This is a genomic window from Streptomyces sp. PsTaAH-137 (genome assembly GCF_003259365.1).
Classification (GTDB): domain Bacteria; phylum Actinomycetota; class Actinomycetes; order Streptomycetales; family Streptomycetaceae; genus Streptomyces.
The window spans coordinates 315580-331404 of sequence record NZ_QLLY01000002.1 but is presented as its reverse complement, the minus strand read 5'-3'; the positions used below and the strand labels follow the sequence as shown (position 1 = coordinate 331404).

Sequence of the window (15825 nt, the reverse complement as noted above, 5' to 3'; positions counted from 1 at the left end):
ACCGAGCCGATTGCGCCGGTCACCGCCGTGGTCGCTACAGGTCGAGCACGAGACGTTCACCGCGCGCCCGCGAGACGCAGATCAGCATCGAGTCGTCCCGCTCGGCGTCGGTGAGCAGCTCGTCACGGTGGTCGATCTCACCCTCCAGGACCCGCTGTTGGCACGTTCCGCAGAAGCCCTGCTCGCAGGAGTACGCGACGTTGGGCAGCTCCGCGCGGACCGCCGCGAGCACCGTGGACCCGGCGGCGACGTCGACGACCTTGCCGCTGCGCCGCAGCTCCACCTCGAACGCGCTGTTCCCGTCGGCCGTGCTGCGGGGCGCGAACCGCTCCAGATGCAGGGTCCGGCCCTCCGGCAGCGCCGCCTCCACGGCCGCCATCAGCCCCTCGGGCCCGCAGCAGAAGACGGCGGTGCCGGGCGCGGTGGCGGTGAGCGCGGCGGCGAGGTCGGGCAGGCCCGCCTCGTCCTGGGGGACCACGGTGACGCGGTCGCCGCCCAGCTTCACCACGTCCTCCAGGAACGGCATCGAGGACCGGCTCCGGCCCCCGTACAGCAGCCGCCACTCGGCGCCGCGCGCCTCCACCTCGCGGAGCATGGGCAGGATCGGGGTGATGCCGATGCCGCCCGCGACGAACAGGTAGGCCGGGGCGTCCGTGTCGAGCGCGAAGCGGTTGCGCGGCCCGCGCACCTCCACCTCGGCGCCCTCCCGCACCTGCTCGTGCACCTCGCGCGATCCGCCGCGCCCGCCCTCGCTCTCCGGGATCAGCCGGGTGGCGACGGTGTACGACGAGGAGTCCTCCGGGTCGCCGCACAGCGAGTACTGCCGGAGGAGGCCGGACGGCAGGACCAGGTCGAGGTGGGCGCCCGGCCGCCAGGCGGGCAGGTCGTACCCCTCCAGGCGGAGCTGCACCACGCCGTCGGCGATCTCCTCGTGCCCGGCGACGAGCAGCCGCAGCGCGCGGGCGCGCGGCCGTCCCGAGACCGGCTCCTCCAGGGCGGGCATCGGCCACAGCGGGGAGCCCTGCACACGGCGGCGCAGCGCGCGCCGGACGACGAGCGCGGCGCCCGCGACGACGGCCGCCCTGGTCAGGGTGCGGGCGTTCATCGGGCGGCTCCGGTCCGGCCCGCGGTCCGGGCCTCGGCGGCGGTCGCCGCGGGGGAGGCGGCGAGATAGGCGACGGCCTGCGCGGTGTCGCCCTCCTGCTCCGGGTGGTAACTCCGGCTCAGGTAGCGGGGGATGGACCGCATCATCGCGCCGGTCGACGGCAGCACGCCCTGCTTGCCGCCCCGGTAGAAGTCCTTGAAGCCGGCCTTGCCGTCGACCAGCGTCGGGTCGTTCTCCATGAAGAACCGCGCGCCGCGCTGCCACAGGAAGACCAGCGCCGTGAAGGCGGTGGCCCAGGTGCGCACCCGGCGCCGGTAGCTGCCGTCCACGTGCTCGAACAGCTCGAAGGCCACGGAGCGGTGCTCGACCTCCTCGGCGCCGTGCCAGCGCAGCAGGTCGAGCATGGTCGGGTCGGCGCCGCGCCGGTCCAGCTCGTCCGCGTTCAGCACCCAGTCGCCGAGGAACGCCGTGTAGTGCTCGATCGCCGCGATCAGCGCGACCCGCTCCATCAGCCACCACTCGCGCGCCCTGCCCGGCGGCAGCGTCCGGTCGCCGAGCAGCTTCTCGAAGAACCAGTCCACCTGGGCCGTGTACGGCGTCGGGTCGAGACCCTGCTCGCGCAGGTGCGGCAGCACCTCGTCATGGGCCTGGGAGTGCATGGCCTCCTGGCCGATGAACCCGATGACGTCCTCACGCAGCCGGTCGTCCCGTATGTAGGGCAGGACCTGCTTGTACACGTGCACGAACCAGCGCTCACCGGCCGGAAGGAGCAGGTGCAGCACGTTGATGGTGTGCGTGGCGAACGGGTCGTCCGGGAGCCAGTGCAGCGGGGTCTTGTCCCAGGCGAAGGACACCTGGCGTGCCTTCAGCGTGACGCGCGTATTAGACATGGCGTCAATGTACTGACGGGTAGACGTGGGGGTACAGCCCCCTGCGGGGACTTTCTTTACGTGATCGTCAGCAAGGGGTCCGCCAGAAGGCCCTACTTCAGCGTCGTCACCTTCGCGCCGCCCGCCGTGCTCCCGGTCAGCGACACCTTCGCGCCTCGCGCCACCTTCACCGCCAGCAGGTTCCCCGGGACCGTGGACCCCGCCGCCGTCACCGCGTCGACCTTCTTGCTGCCCGCCGCGATGAGGTACCAGACCCCGGCCCGCGACTTCCAGCGGACCCCGGCCAGGACCAGCGGGTAGCGGGAGCCGCACGCGGGCGAGGTCTGCGACTTCGCGGCGACCACCGCGGCCGTCGCGCCCGGGGTGCGGAACAGGCCGAGGGTGCGCGGGCTGCCGCCCTGCCAGGTCTCGGCGCGGGTGCACACCCACTCCGCGGTGCCGTTGGCCTCGGGCAGCTCCTGCTCGGCGTACGGCCAGGAGTTGACCGAGCGCACCCCGTGCGAGCGGTCGGCGGCCAGCGAGCAGGCGGTGGCCGCCCAGTCGGCGGGCGCCGAGTCGCGCGGCGCGTCCGGGCTGCCCGAGGTGAGCCGCGCGGGGACCAGCTCGCCCAGGTCGGTGGTGAGCCGGGTGCCGGTGGCGTCGGTCAGCGCCAGCGCGTTCCACGACGTACAGCCGCTGGAGACGGCCGGGCTGGCGAACGGCGCGGTGGCGCCGTCCGCCGTACGGGACAGCTTCAGGGCCGCCGCGTCCGGCTTCAGCAGATCGCGGACGGCGGCCCCGGTCACCCAAGGGGCCGTCAGATAGCGGACGTTGCCGTCCGCGCGGTCCAGGACGACCGCGCTCGACCCGGCCGCGTCCGCCCCGTCGACCCGCGCGAAGTCGAGGGCGGCGCCGCTCGTCCCGCTCATCGGCTCGGCGTAGCGGACGACGCGCAGACCGTCGTAGAGGACGACGACGCGCGCCTGGTCGATCTCCCCCGCGTACAGCAACTGCGCCGGTCCGGGCGGCGCGCCCGCCGCCGTGCCGGGCGTCGCCGACACCTGCACGGACGGGCCGGGCCGCGCCCACACCGCGAGAGCACGGCGCAGCAGGTCCGTGTCGTCGGCGAGCGGGCCGCGCGCGGGCCACACCGAGAAGTCCAGGCGCGCGGAACTCTCCCAGGCCGTCGGGACCACCCGCGTCAGCTTCGCCGGATCCAGCGCGGCCTGGCCCGCCGGATTGCGGGCGTACGGCGGCGCCGCCGCGCCGTCGGGGCCCCAGCTGTCGCTGCCGGGCAGCCCGAGCAGCGCCCCGCACACCACGAGCGCGGCGAGCCCGACGACGGCGGCCTTCGCGTGCTGGCGGCGGCGCATCAGGTCGGTGGGGCGGGCGTGCAGGGAGCACGCGTCGAACTCGGGGGAGGCGAGCAGCGCGGGCTGCGTCTCGACCTCCGCCGCCGCGGTCAGCGCGGTCGCGGCGACGTCGGGGGTGCAGCCCGCGGCCAGCAGCGTCGTGCGGACCGTGGTGTCGTCGAGCCGCTCCAGACCGCGCAGCACGTACGCGGCGCGCGCCGGGCCGTCGAGCGCGGAGAGCTTCTGGTCCAGGGCGAGTTCATCGGCGCCGCCGGACTTCGGGAACAGCCGCAGCCCCCACACCTGCGGCAGCAGCGGCGGCAGTTGGGCGCGCTTGGGCCAGGCCGCGCGGCGCAGCGGAAGCCCCGCGTCCAGGGCGCTGCGCAGCACCCGCAGCCGGACGTAGGCGTAGCCCGGGTCGCCGGCGGCCGTCGGCGCGGGCGCCGTCCGGCCGCGGGGCAGCGCGCGCTGCGCGACGGAGTGGGCGGTGAGCACCCGGCGGTTGCGGCCGAGGCCCGGCGGCAGCACCAGATAGGCGAGACGGACCAGGCGCGGATAGTGCTCGACCAGGGCCGCCTCCGCCTGCTCGACGTCGATCACGTCGGCCGGGGCGGGTGCGGCGGGGGACGAGGGCTCGGATTGCTGCACCTTTGACTGCACGCTGAGCTGAACGAGCGAATCGTGGGATGGTCACAGCCGGCCGCTACGTCAGCTGCCAGCCGCTGAACTCCACCGTGCCGCGCGCCCCGTTCCCGCCGTTCGTCGCGCTCATGAACAGCCCCACGTCCTGCGTCGCCGCCGCCCCCGGCACGGCCGCCGTGGCCACGGTCCGCCAGGTCGCGCCGCCGTCGGCCGAGCACGCGCCGGTGACGGAGCCCCCGGACCGGGTCAGCCGCAGCAGCACCGGCGCCTTGATGCCCGTAAGGCGTTTGTACGTGTCCAAGGTGCCGTCACCGTTCGTGTCGTAGGAGAGGACGACCCCGTTCGACGGCGTGACCGACAGATTGACGAAGCCCGCCGAGCCGGGCGTGGCCAGGGAGTTGCGCACGATGATGCCGGCCCGCGCCCAGGCGCCGGTCACGTCCTGGCGGTCGACGCGCAGCACCACCGACGTACCGTCCGTGAAGGCGCCCGGCCGGTACACCGTGCCGAACTCCGTCGTGCCCTTCCACAGATCGGCGCCACCGCCGTCGATCGCGAACGCGTCCCCCAACTGCCCGAAGAACGCTCCGTTGTTGGTGTACGTCTTCCAGCCCGCGTCGAGCGGTCCCGCCTCGAACAGGGTGCCGGTGTGGACGGCGGTGATCCGGTCCGCGCCCGCGGGCCCGTAGGTGACGTCGATCTCGTACGGCAGCGGGCGCAGCGGCTTGTCGAGCGGGGCGGCCGGGGCGCTCGCCCGCCAGGCCACGGTGCCCTCGCCGCCCGCGGCGACGCTCCTGAGGTGGGTGGCGCCCTCCGGCTCGGCGTCGAGGCCCTTCAGGGTGAAGTCGACGCGGCCCGTGGCGCGCAGCCCGTTGACGTTGTGGAAGGTGGCGGCCACGCGCGCGTGCCCGTTCGGCGGGAACGCGGGCGGCTCCGCCGTGACCGTCACCGAGCCCTGGTAGGGGGCGGCCGCCAGCACGTCGCGGACCCGGGCGGCCGTGCGGTACGCGTCGCCGTACGGGCGCAGCGGATAGTCCTTCGTCTCCCGCGTCCACGGCTCCTCGAACGCGAACCAGTCCACCGCCGCGGGTTCGCGTCCCGCCGCCAGCGCGTCCTGGAGTTCGTCGAGCCACTTCTGCCAGCGCGGCAGATAGAAGTCGGCCATCAGGCCGTGCCATTCGCGGTTGCCGTACTCGTGCAGATTGCCGGGGTCGGAGGTGGCCCGGTCGCCCCACACGGTGATGAGCACCTTGGCGCAGCGCTCGAACTCGGCGCGCTCGGCGGCGCTCGTCGCGAGATCGCGGGCGTCCTGGATCCACGGGCCGAGCAGGAACGCCGGATGGGTGCCCGTCACGTCGTCGGAGAGCCGCATCAGCTTCAGCCACAGCGTGGCGAGCGCTTTGAACGTCGGCAGGTCCTTCGCCGCGTACGCCGCCTTCAGCTGGGGCAGGAGCTGGCGGCTGCGGTGCGCGAGGGCCTGGCGGGCGACGTCCACGAGGTCGTACTTGTAGGCGGAGCTGCGCCGCAGCCCGGCCGCCACGCCCAGGAGCCCGGTGAGCGCGGCGTCGAAGCGTGCCGGGTCGTAGGTCAGGGCGCGCGGCGCGTAGTAGGCGGCGCGGTCGGCGGACAGGTCGGGGCGGGCGGCGAACAGCGAGTCGTGCGGGTCGGAGCGCTCCACCGCCTTCTGCTGGTACGCCGTCTCGTGCAGCGCCTGCCAGGCGGCGCGGGCGTCCTTGTCCCGGGCGCCGTACCGGAGGTCGGCGTACCCGGCGAACCAGCGCGCCCGGTCCAGGCCGCCGTCCGTCCACGCCAGTTCGGACCACAGCTCGAAGGCGGCCGGGTCGCGGTCCGTGCCCTCGGGCATGTACGCCGTGCCCGCGAGCGCGCTGCCGGGCTTGTCGCGCCAGGCGAAGAACTTCTCCTGCCAGATGTGCGCGCGGGCCCCGATCGTGGTGCGGCCGCCGAAGTTCGGGATGGTGCCGAACGCGTACGGGGTGCCCGCCCAGTCCTTCTCGCGGTCGGTGACCGACGTGAACCGGTCCGAGACGCCGTCGACGATCAGCATCTTCTCCTTGTCGACGGCGTCGATCAGCTCGGGCAGCGGGTTCGCCTCCCAGCCGAGGATCACCCAGGTCGCGCCGGGCCGGTTCTTGCGCAGTGCCGTCTCCACCCCGCGCGCCGCGTCCGGCACCGGCACGTCGCCCGCGGTGCCGCCCTCGTGCAGCAGGTCCATCTTGAAGGCGTCGATCTCGCCGAACAGGTCCTGCTGATGCCCGTAGAAGGACGCGGCGACCTCTTTGAACGCCTCGGTGCGCGGGTCGAGCCAGTCCGGCCGCTGGAAGCCGTGCCAGACGCCCTGCGGGACGACGTGCGCGTCCCCGCCGTTGCGCTCCACGAACTCCTTCGGCACATGCCCGTAGTAGCCGGGCATGACCGGCGTCATGCCGAGCGCACGCAGCCGGTCGACGATCCTCCGGCCCAGCGCGGCGCGCTCGGCGATCAGTTCGGCCGAGAGCGGGCCGCCGTACCCGTACAGGTTCTGGAGCAGCCACCACGGCTGGTGGGAGGGGGCGGGCAGCCAGGCCCGCGACTCCTCGTCGCTGTAGCCGAAGTCCTTCAGGACCCGGTGGTAGACGGCCTCCATACCGGCGATGACCAGCACCTCGTTGCAGCCGTGCAGCGCGAGGACGTCCAGCTCGTGCTCCCAGTACGACCAGCCGGCGAACGGCGCCGTGTAGCCGTCGTTGGTGTCGTTCAGCGCGAACCGGTGGGGCAGCGCCGACGATCTCTCCAGCGTCCGCGACGGCGCCGGAAGCCGCTCGGGCAGGTCGAGCTGGCTGCCGTTCCAGGCGATCTGCGCCCCGCACGTGTACTTCAGGTACCAGTGGACCCCGGCGAGCAGCACCGCCGGGGTCGTCCCGTACACCGCGACACGGCCCCGCGTCCCGGACACCCGGAAACGGTCCACGCCGTCCCGCGCCGCGACCAGGGTGAGGGTGAACTGGTCCGCGTGGTGCGGCAGCAGCCGTTTGAGCGCGGCGCGCGCCGCCGACGTATCAAGGGCCTGAGCGGCATGTGCGGCCGGTGCGCCGAGCCCCACTCCCAGGGCCGAGCCGAGACCGATGGCACCTGCCGTGCCGATGACCGTGCGTCGCGTTGGCGCGGACATACCTGCTACCCCCTGTGCGTCACGGATGGTGCGGCGCACGCTAACCGGGCGCAGGTCCGTGCTCAACGGTACGCACGGAGCTGGCGGGAACCAGGCGGACCGCCGGTCACAACCGGACAGGAGAGCGCGATGAGGAAGCTGCTGGTGGCAGGGGCGGTGCTGGCCGCGGCCGCGGCCGGATGCACCACGGGCGCGGCCCACGACGACGCACCGAAGATCCCCCGAACGGCCACCGGAACCCTGGAACAGATCGCCCGCCGGGCGGGCTGCGACCCCGAGGTCCAGACCGACGCCGCCGAACTGCGCCAGGCGACCTGCGGCACCGGCACCGGACGCTACGTTCTGGCCACTTTCGCCACCGACCGAGGTCAGACCGAGTGGCTGGACGTCGCCGACGACTACGGCGGCGACTACCTCGTGGGCCGCAAGTGGATCGTGGTCGGCCCGGACGCGGTCGTGACGAAGCTGCGCGGCCGGCTCGGCGGGACCGTGGAGCGGGTCTCCTCGCACCACTCGGGGAGTAGCGGTGGTGGGGGTCACGAGGAGTAGCCCGGCTCCGGGCACGGGTCACCACTGAACCGGCCGCGCAGCAGCCGGGAGGGGGCGTCCGGTCAGTTACACCGGGCGCCCCGGTTGATGCAGCCCGTCGCCCGCTGCATCAACTGGTCGGAGAAGACATTGATGAAGTCGTCGTGGTCGGTGATCGGCTTGTGCAGCTGCTCCGGGAAGCCGTCCACCGCATACGGGTTCTTCACCTGGCCGTTCGCGATCGTCGGCGCCGGCACGTCGTACACCAGCCGCATCGTCAGCTGCGGGATCGCCTTGAAGTTCGCCGGGCAGTTGCCCTGAGCGTCGGCGAACGCCACATGCGTGCGGTGGTTGGCGCTGTCGGTGTTCTGGCCGTCCCAGCAGCTCTGGAACTTGAAGCTGCGCACCACCTGGCTGCCGCGCGGGCAGATCGGGTACTTGTCCGTCAGCTGCCGGTTCTCGAAGCCGGTGCAGCTCCAGTGCGCGTTCGCGTTCGCGGTGCCGTTGGTGAACGCCTTCGCGTCACCGGTGATGATGCGCAGGAACTTCGGCATCGCGACGACCTTGCCGCGCGGGCTGCCGACGAACTTGATGCTCGCCGTCCGCACCTGGAGGATCTTGCCGATGTTGCCCTCCTTGCCGCCGCCGTCCTGATTGGCGTCGGCCTCCTGCGTGCCGTCCTGCACGCGCAGCACCGGCCAGTAGTACGTCGACTTGTCGCCCTGGTTGCGGCAGCTGGTGGCGGCGCCCGCGAAGGTGTCGTTGCTCGCGAAGGCGTTGTTGCTCTGGTTGCCGACGTAGTCGTGCATGTGGTGCGCGCCGTTGGTGACACCGGGGGCGACGATCACGTTGTCGCTGTTGCGGAGCTTGTTGGCGTTGGTGCCGCACGCGGTGGTGAAGGTGCCGGTCGACGCGCCGCGGCCGTTCCTGGACTGCTGGACGTTCGGCCTGACCTTGGTGATGTCCTGGAAGTCGGCCGCCACCGGGCCGCCGGCGGCGCCGCCCTGCTGCGGGGGCGCCGGTACCGAGGAAGCGGGTGCGGAGGCGCCGGCGGTCGGGGCGGTGGACGGTGCCGGGGAGTCGCCGCCGTTGTCGTCCGTGGCGCGCTGGGTGCACTGCGCCATCCCGTCGAGGCCCTGCGGCGCGCTGCCGCCCGAGCGCCGGATGTTCTGCCCGATCCGGTCGAGGGCGGCGCCGCGTTTGGCCTTCAGCGGGCCCAGGACGCTGTTCTGGACCCAGCCGGGGTCCTGGGCGGCGGCGTCCCGGTTCTGCGCGAGGCGCTGGAAGGCCTGCGTGATCTGGGTGTCCATGGCGGCCAGTTCGCCGTCCACCCGGCCGCGGGCGCCGTCCGGTACGTCGGGCAGCGCGGTGCCGACGTCCGGGCAGTCGATGGTGGTCGTCTTCGCTACGACGCCGCTGCCGCTGCGCTGCCCGGTGTCCGCGGAGTTCTCTTCGTGAGCCTGCGCGTACACGTTCACCGCGACCAGCCCACCTCCGCCCAGGAGCAGTGCGGCCGACGCGATGGTCATGCGCGTCGCCAGCGATGAGCGCCTTTTCCGTGAGGTGCGTCCCATGTGACTACGTACGCAACGGTGGGCCCGCGCGTTCAACGGGGCGCGTGATTTTGCCGCCGCCGTCTTGGGCAATCTGCCGCCTGGGGCGGCAGGGTGGGCAAGGCGGCACCCCGGCGCGGGGTGAGCGCTCTAAGGGGCGGCCAGTTCAGCGCCGTTCGCGGGTGCGCCCCGGTGGGGCTTCTCGCGCAGTTCCCCGCGCCCCTGACGGGGCTGAAAGCAGGCCGAGAGCCAGGCGCGCCCCTTACGGGGCGCGATCCAGGTAGGCCAGCACCGCCAGGACTCGGCGGTTGTCGTCGTCCGAGACGGTCAGGTTCAGCTTGGTGAAGATGTTCGAGGTGTGTTTGGCGATGGCGCGCTCGGTGACGACGAGTTGGGCCGCGATCGCCGCGTTGGACCGCCCCTGCGCCATCAGCTCAAGCACCTCCAGCTCGCGCGGCGTGAGCCCGCCCAGCGGCTCCTGGACCGAACGCCGAGCGAGCAACTGCTGAATCACCTGCGGGTCCATCGCGGTACCGCCCGCGGCAACCCGCCGCACCGCGTCGACGAACTGCTCCGCGTCGAACACCCGGTCCTTCAGCAGATACCCGACCCCACCGTTGCCGTCCGCCAGCAGCTCGCGTGCGTACAACTGCTCCACGTGCTGCGACAGCACGAGCACCGGCAACCCGGGCCGGGCCCGCCGCGCGGCGAGCGCGCACTGCAAGCCCTCGTCGGTGTGCGAGGGCGGCAGCCGCACATCGACGACGGCGACATCCGGCGCCAACTCGGCCAGCGCCTTGGTGAGTTCGGGCCCGCTCTCGACGGCTGCCGCGATCTCGAAGTCGTACGCCTCGAGCATCCGCACCAGCCCGTCCCGCAGCAGGAACAGGTCTTCGGCTAGGACAACACGCAAGGGATCTCCATGGTCACCATGGTCGGACCGCCCGCGGGGGAGCTGACGGCGAGGACACCGTCGAATGTAGCGAGCCGGCGCTCCACCCCGCCCAGCCCGCCGCCCTCCCGGATCACGGCGCCCCCCTTGCCGTTGTCGGTGACGGCGACGCGCAGATGGCCGTCGGCATGGCTGATGTCGACCCAAATCCGGTCCGCGCCCGCGTGCTTCACCGCGTTCGTCAGCGCCTCGCTGATCGCGAAGTACGCGGCCGACTCCACCGGCGCCTCGGCCCGCCCGGCCTGCTCGACCTCCACCTCCGTCGCCACGGGCAGCCGCAGCGCCAACGCCCGTACGGCATCGCCCAGTCCGCGCTCGGCGAGCACCGGCGGATGGATGCCGCGGACCAGGTCGCGCAGCTCGGCGAGTGCGTCGGCCGACGACTGCCGGGCCTGAGCGAGCAGCTCCTTCGCCTTGGCCGGATCCTTCTCGATCAGCGCCTCGACGGTGCCCAGATCCATGCCCATGGCGACGAGCCTGGCCTGCGCCCCGTCGTGCAGATCGCGCTCGATACGGCGCAGCTCGGCCGCGGAGGTGTCCACGGCGTCGCGTCGCGTCTCGGTCAACACCCGTACGCGCGCTGCGAGTTCACCGTCCGCCGGGGCCAGTACGGACCGCGTCAGGAGGAAGTGCACCCGCAGCAGGGCGGGGGCGGTGCGGAGCCCGGTGGCGAGGAGCGCCGTCGCCAGCAGCGCCGCAAGCAGGGAGGACCCCTCGCCGCTGATCGGCACGAACCCGTACCACCAGCCGACGCGCGAGCCATCGTTGAAGACCCGCCACAGTCCGGCCGCGAGCGCGTACCCCTCGACCGGATAGAGGACCAGCGCCGCGGGCAGCAGCGCCGTCACGAACCCGGCCGTCATGTCGACGAGCAGCCAGCGCAGATCCCGCCAGGTCGCCGGATCGCCGAGCAGCAGCCGGCACCGCTCCACCTGCCCGACGACCCCGCCGCGCAGATCGTCGGGGAACGGCCGGTACGCCGCCGGTATCCGCACCCCGCACCACTCGGCGGCGACCGCCCGCCGCCAGTTCGCCCAGTGCCGGACGAGGGTGAGGACCCAGGGTGTGGTGACGGCGCCGATCCCCACCGGCACGAGGACGACCGAGACCAAGGACAGCACGAACAACGTGATCGATCCGGCGAGCCCGACCGCGGCGAGCACCAGCCCCCGCACCCCCGCCCCGACGGCACTCCGTACCCGCGCACCCATCCCGCACCCCGTCCCGTTCCGCTGCCCGTGCTGCCGCTCGTCCCGCTGTTCTCACAGTGTGGCCGTCGCGGCGGCCCGGGGCAGTGATACGGGCACCCGTCCCGGGGGTGTAGCCGGCACCACCCCCGGGACGGGTGACGGGCGCGCGGGGCTCAGCGGCCCGCGGGCGGCGCGTACTTGTAGCCGACCCGGCGCACCGTCTGGATCACCTTGCGGTGCTCGGCGCCCAGCTTGCGGCGCAGCCGGGCGACGTGCACGTCCACGGTGCGGCCGTCGCCGACATGGCCGTAGCCCCACACCGTGGTGACCAGCTGGTCGCGGGAGTGCACCCGGTGCGGGTGCGCGACGAGGTGCGCGAGGAGTTCGAACTCCAGGTAGGTCAGGTCGAGTCGGCGTCCGTCGACGCTGGCGGTGCGCTCCGCGCCGTCGATGCCGATGAGGGCGTCGCCGTCCGACGGGACGACAGGCGCCGTGGCGGCGGGCCTGGGCGGCAGCAGCGGCTGCTGGTCGGCCGGTACGAGGACCAGGTAGCCGATCATCGGCGGGTTGCCCGGCAGGGCCGGCAGGGTGTGCGGCGGCGCGGGCAGCAGTGTGGCGCCCGGCGGCAGAAACCCGGACACGTCGACCACATCGACCAGGCGGTCGGGGCGGTCCACCTCGTCACTGCCGACCGCGCGCAGCCGGGTGCGGGTGGGGGAGGGGGCAACGGAGAGGGAGCGGGCGTGAGCCATGAGTGGTCAACCTTCGCGCGAGAGGCCGTCTGGGAGAGGACGTACGTCATACGCGCGGACCGAAGGCCGTCCTGCTCGCGGAGGGAGCGGCGGCTTTAGAGGGTCTGCGCGTTCACACGCGGCAACACACCCGGTCGAAGTCGTGGTGCTGGCGGGAAGGCCAGAACGGCTCAAGGTCGTGACGACGACCCTGCGCGGTGATGTTCTGGAAGCTGGCCATACCCGTATTGAAGCAGATGGAGTACGCGAAAGAGAGGGCGCCCGCACAAGATGCGGACGCCCTCGGAGACCTCATGGCCGAAATTCAGCCGTCGCTCAGACCTGGCCGGCCTTCTCCAGTGCGGAGCAGCAGGTGTCGACGAGGAGCCGCGTGACGACGTACGGGTCGACGTTGGCGTTCGGACGACGGTCCTCGATGTAGCCCTTGCCGTCCTTCTCCACCTGCCACGGGATGCGGACCGAGGCGCCGCGGTTGGAGACGCCGTACGAGTACTCGTTCCACGGGGCGGTCTCGTGCAGGCCGGTGAGGCGGTCGTCGATGCCGGCGCCGTAGTGCTTGACGTGGTCGAGCGGCTTGGAGCCCTCGCCCAGCGACTCGCACGCGGTGATGATCGCGTCGTAGCCCTCGCGCATCGCCTTCGTCGAGAAGTTCGTGTGCGCGCCCGCGCCGTTCCAGTCGCCCTTGACCGGCTTCGGGTCGAGGGTGGCCGAGACCTTGAAGTCCTCGGCGGTGCGGTAGAGCAGCCAGCGCGCCACCCACAGCTGGTCGGAGACCGCGAGCGGGGCGAGCGGGCCGACCTGGAACTCCCACTGGCCGGGCATGACCTCGGCGTTGATGCCGGAGATGCCCAGGCCCGCCTTGAGGCAGTTGTCGAGGTGTGCCTCGACGACGTCACGGCCGTGGATCTCGTCGGTGCCGACGCCGCAGTAGTAGCCGCCCTGCGCGGCGGGGAAGCCGCCGACCGGGAAGCCGAGCGGGCGGTCGCCCTCGAAGAACGTGTACTCCTGCTCGATGCCGAAGATCGGCTCCTGCGCGCCGAACTTCTCCTCGACCTCGGCGAGCGCGGCCCGGGTGTTCGACTCGTGCGGGGTCATGTCGATGTTGAGGACCTCGCACATGACGAGGACGTCCTCGCCGCCGCGGATCGGGTCCGGGTACACGGCGACGGGCTTGAGGACGCGGTCCGAGGCGTGGCCCTCGGCCTGGTTCGTGGACGACCCGTCGAAGCCCCAGATCGGCAGCGCGTCCAGACCGTCCGGCGAGCCGGCGATTATCTTCGTCTTCGAACGAAGCTTGGCCGTCGGCTCGGTGCCGTCGATCCAGATGTACTCAGCCTTGAACGTCACGGGGCCACATCCTCCAGAAGCCGGTCTCTTTCTGGCCGGAAGCATGTCAACAGGCGATTTCCCGTCCGTTGCCCGGTTGTGAACCCCGTGTTACCGGGGCCGCGCGGGGCGGGAGGGGGTCCGTGATCTCGTATGCGATGGAGCCGCCGCCCGTCGCACACCCTCCAGGAATCCGCGCACCGCCGCACGCTCCTGCTCGCTGTACCCGTGCAGAAGGTCCACGGCCGCATCGATGAGCGGGCCGAAGTGCTCCTGCCCCAGCGCGACCGCGCCCTCGGTCACCTCGACGAGCACCCGCCGCCGGTCCTCCGGATCGCGCACCCGCCGCACGTGCCCGGCCCGCTCCAGCCGGTCCACGGCCGCCGTCGTCCCCGCCGAGTTCAGCCCCAGCTCCTTGCCGAGCCGTCCCGCGGTCACCGGCTCACCGGCCCGCGCCGCGTCCATGAGGGCCGCCAGCGCCCGTACGTCCGTGGGGTGCATGCCGTTGCGCTGTGCGAACTCCGCGCTGTGCAGCATGAGGTGAACCGTGGTCGAGCGCAGGGTGTGGACGATCTCCATGGCCTCCGCGGTGACGGGGGAGTTCCGGTGGTCCATCGGCGGCCTCCATTATTCTCTCGCTGAGCGAGATTATCGCTCGCCGAGATGTCCGGGGGTGTCAGAGTGTCTCAGCAGTTCTTCGACGCGTACGACAAGGTCATGGCCAGATGGCCGGAAGGGACCGAGCGGCTCGACGTGGCCACGCCGTACGGCACCACGTGCGTCCATGCGCTCGGGCCGCGCGACGCCCCGCCTCTGCTGCTGCTCCCCGGCGGCGGGGCGACGGGCGCGACCTGGTTCGCGAACACCGGGCCGCTTTCCGCCGCGCACCGCGTGTACGCGCCCGACCTGATCGGCGAGCCGGGCCGCAGCGTCGCCGCCCCGGACCGCCCGATCCGGACCGTCGCCGATCTGGCGGGCTGGCTCGACGCGCTCCTCGACGGGCTCGGTGTGCCGGAGGCGGACCTGTGCGGCCACTCGTACGGCGCGTGGATCGCGCTCCAGTACGCGCTGCGGGGCACGGGACGGGTGCGCCGCCTCACCCTCCTCGACCCCACCCGCTGCTACGCGGGCTTCGCTCCCGGGTATCTGCTGCGCGCCCTGCCGATGCTGCTGCGGCCCACGCCCGGCCGGGTCCGCCGGTTCCTGGACTGGGAGACACGCGGGGCCGACCTGGACGCCGACTGGCTCGCCCTCCAGGAGGCGGCGGCCGGCTTCCGCGGGGCACGACCGGTGACGGGCCGGCTGCCGGTGGGCGACGCGGCGGTGCCGGTACGGGTGGTGCTCGCGGGGGACAGCAGGGCGCACGACGTGACCAGGGTGGCGGCCCGGGCCGGGGCGGCGGTCACCGTGATCCCGGGCGTCTCGCACCACGGTATGCCGCAGCAACTCGGCTCGGAACTGGCGGAGTTGCTTGCCTAACTCCGTCCCAGCGCCTCCCGTACCGCCTCCTCGCTGCGGGCCACCACCGCGGTGCCGTCGTCGGCGGTGATGATCGGGCGCTGGATCAGCTTCGGGTGTTCGGCGAGTGCCTCGATCCAGCGGTCCCGGGCGGTCGCGTCGCGCGCCCACTCCTTGAGGCCCAGCTCCTTCGCGGCGGCCTCCTGGGTGCGGGTGATGTCCCACGGTTCGAGCCCGAGCCGGCCGAGCACGGCACGGATCTCGTCCGGCGTGGGGACCTCCTCCAGGTACCGGCGGACGGTGTAGTCGGCGCCCTCCGCGTCGAGCAGGGAGAGTGCGCTGCGGCACTTCGAGCAGGCCGGGTTGATCCAGATTTCCATGGGGCCAACGGTACGCGAGGGACCCCGTCAACTAGGGCTTGGCCAGCGGCTTTTGTCAGTGGTGAGCAGTAGAATAGAAGCAGTGTTCGAGAGCTTCGGGGGCTCTTGAGAATGCGCGACAGGAGGATGCCCGTGCCCGCTGCCGCACCCATGCTGATCGATCTTCCGTACACACCACTGGCCAAGAAGGCGCTGCCCGCGGGGCAGCCCCGTGACTGGTACATCACGCACAACCGTCGCCTCAAGGCCATGCGCCTGGCGATCGCTCTGCTCGACTCCGGCGTCTACCTTCCGCAGCAGGCCCACAACCGAAGGATCCGTGCCGCGGCCGACCTCGTCGGCATCCATCCGCCGTCCGACACCACGTGCCACATGGTGCGCGCCCTGATGCGCTACGCCCGCTGACCCGCCCACCCTCCGGCCCCGCCGACCTCGGTCCGGCGGGGCCGTTTGCGCAGTTCCTTACGTGCGGCCCGGTGGGGGCTGGTCGCGCAGTTCCCCGCGCCCCTGAGATGCGCACTTCGTGCGCCATCTCATCAACAGAGGCGC

Annotated in this window: 14 protein-coding genes; 3 read left to right on the top strand and 11 right to left on the bottom strand. The window is 72.6% G+C overall.

Annotated elements, in window-relative coordinates; genetic code table 11:
- Window positions 1-34: 34 nt before the first annotated feature.
- From K377_RS05050 to K377_RS05035, 4 genes are all read right to left on the bottom strand, one after another.
- Window positions 35-1105, bottom strand: coding sequence for a PDR/VanB family oxidoreductase (locus K377_RS05050; protein WP_111661909.1), 1071 nt, complete (start codon window positions 1103-1105; stop codon window positions 35-37).
- On the bottom strand, window positions 1102-1995 hold the full coding sequence (locus K377_RS05045) for a metal-dependent hydrolase (RefSeq protein WP_111661908.1): 894 nt from the start codon (window positions 1993-1995) through the stop codon (window positions 1102-1104). The genes K377_RS05050 and K377_RS05045 overlap by 4 nt, the downstream gene beginning before the upstream one ends.
- Before the next feature lie 92 nt (window positions 1996-2087).
- Window positions 2088-3974, bottom strand: coding sequence for a hypothetical protein (locus K377_RS05040; protein ID WP_111661907.1), 1887 nt, complete (start codon window positions 3972-3974; stop codon window positions 2088-2090).
- A gap of 55 nt (window positions 3975-4029) precedes the next feature.
- Complete coding sequence (locus K377_RS05035) at window positions 4030-7137, bottom strand: alpha-N-acetylglucosaminidase (RefSeq protein WP_111661906.1); 3108 nt, start codon at window positions 7135-7137, stop codon at window positions 4030-4032.
- Between the two features lie 129 nt (window positions 7138-7266).
- On the opposite strand from K377_RS05035, the gene K377_RS05030 reads away from it, so the two are divergent.
- Window positions 7267-7686: a hypothetical protein gene (locus K377_RS05030; protein ID WP_111661905.1), complete on the top strand. Its 420-nt coding sequence runs from the start codon at window positions 7267-7269 to the stop codon at window positions 7684-7686.
- A 62-nt stretch (window positions 7687-7748) separates the two neighbouring features.
- On the opposite strand, the gene K377_RS05025 is transcribed toward K377_RS05030, so the two are convergent.
- The 6 genes from K377_RS05025 to K377_RS04995 all read right to left on the bottom strand — a co-directional run bounded on the left by K377_RS05025 (window position 7749) and on the right by K377_RS04995 (window position 14053).
- Window positions 7749-9239: a DUF1996 domain-containing protein gene (locus tag K377_RS05025; RefSeq protein ID WP_161195043.1), complete on the bottom strand. Its 1491-nt coding sequence runs from the start codon at window positions 9237-9239 to the stop codon at window positions 7749-7751.
- Window positions 9240-9480: 241 nt separating this feature from the next.
- Window positions 9481-10131: a response regulator transcription factor gene (locus K377_RS05020; protein WP_111661903.1), complete on the bottom strand. Its 651-nt coding sequence runs from the start codon at window positions 10129-10131 to the stop codon at window positions 9481-9483.
- The gene (locus K377_RS05015; protein WP_111661902.1) at window positions 10116-11381 is read right to left on the bottom strand and encodes a sensor histidine kinase; all 1266 of its coding nucleotides are present in this window, start codon (window positions 11379-11381) and stop codon (window positions 10116-10118) included. Before K377_RS05015 ends, K377_RS05020 begins: the two co-directional genes overlap by 16 nt.
- Window positions 11382-11533: 152 nt before the next feature.
- Window positions 11534-12112 carry a winged helix-turn-helix domain-containing protein gene (locus tag K377_RS05010; protein ID WP_111661901.1) on the bottom strand — a complete coding sequence of 193 codons (579 nt, stop codon included), beginning with the start codon at window positions 12110-12112 and terminating at the stop codon, window positions 11534-11536.
- Window positions 12113-12427: 315 nt separating this feature from the next.
- Window positions 12428-13459 (bottom strand): glutamine synthetase, encoded by a 1032-nt coding sequence (gene glnII, locus K377_RS05000; RefSeq protein WP_111661899.1) that lies wholly within the window; start codon window positions 13457-13459, stop codon window positions 12428-12430.
- Window positions 13460-13549: 90 nt separating this feature from the next.
- Window positions 13550-14053 carry a MarR family winged helix-turn-helix transcriptional regulator gene (locus K377_RS04995; protein ID WP_111661898.1) on the bottom strand — a complete coding sequence of 168 codons (504 nt, stop codon included), beginning with the start codon at window positions 14051-14053 and terminating at the stop codon, window positions 13550-13552.
- Between the two features lie 66 nt (window positions 14054-14119).
- Here K377_RS04995 and K377_RS04990 point away from each other — a divergent pair, with 66 nt between their 5' ends.
- Window positions 14120-14917, top strand: a complete 798-nt coding sequence (locus tag K377_RS04990) for an alpha/beta fold hydrolase (protein WP_375605904.1) — start codon at window positions 14120-14122, stop codon at window positions 14915-14917.
- Here the strand turns inward: K377_RS04990 and K377_RS04985 are convergent.
- Window positions 14914-15276 (bottom strand): arsenate reductase family protein, encoded by a 363-nt coding sequence (locus K377_RS04985; RefSeq protein ID WP_111661896.1) that lies wholly within the window; start codon window positions 15274-15276, stop codon window positions 14914-14916. The two genes, K377_RS04990 and K377_RS04985, sit on opposite strands and share 4 nt — an antisense overlap.
- 126 nt (window positions 15277-15402) lie before the next feature.
- Here K377_RS04985 and K377_RS04980 point away from each other — a divergent pair, with 126 nt between their 5' ends.
- Window positions 15403-15681: a hypothetical protein gene (locus tag K377_RS04980; protein WP_237551514.1), complete on the top strand. Its 279-nt coding sequence runs from the start codon at window positions 15403-15405 to the stop codon at window positions 15679-15681.
- The last annotated feature ends 144 nt before the right edge of the window (window positions 15682-15825 follow it).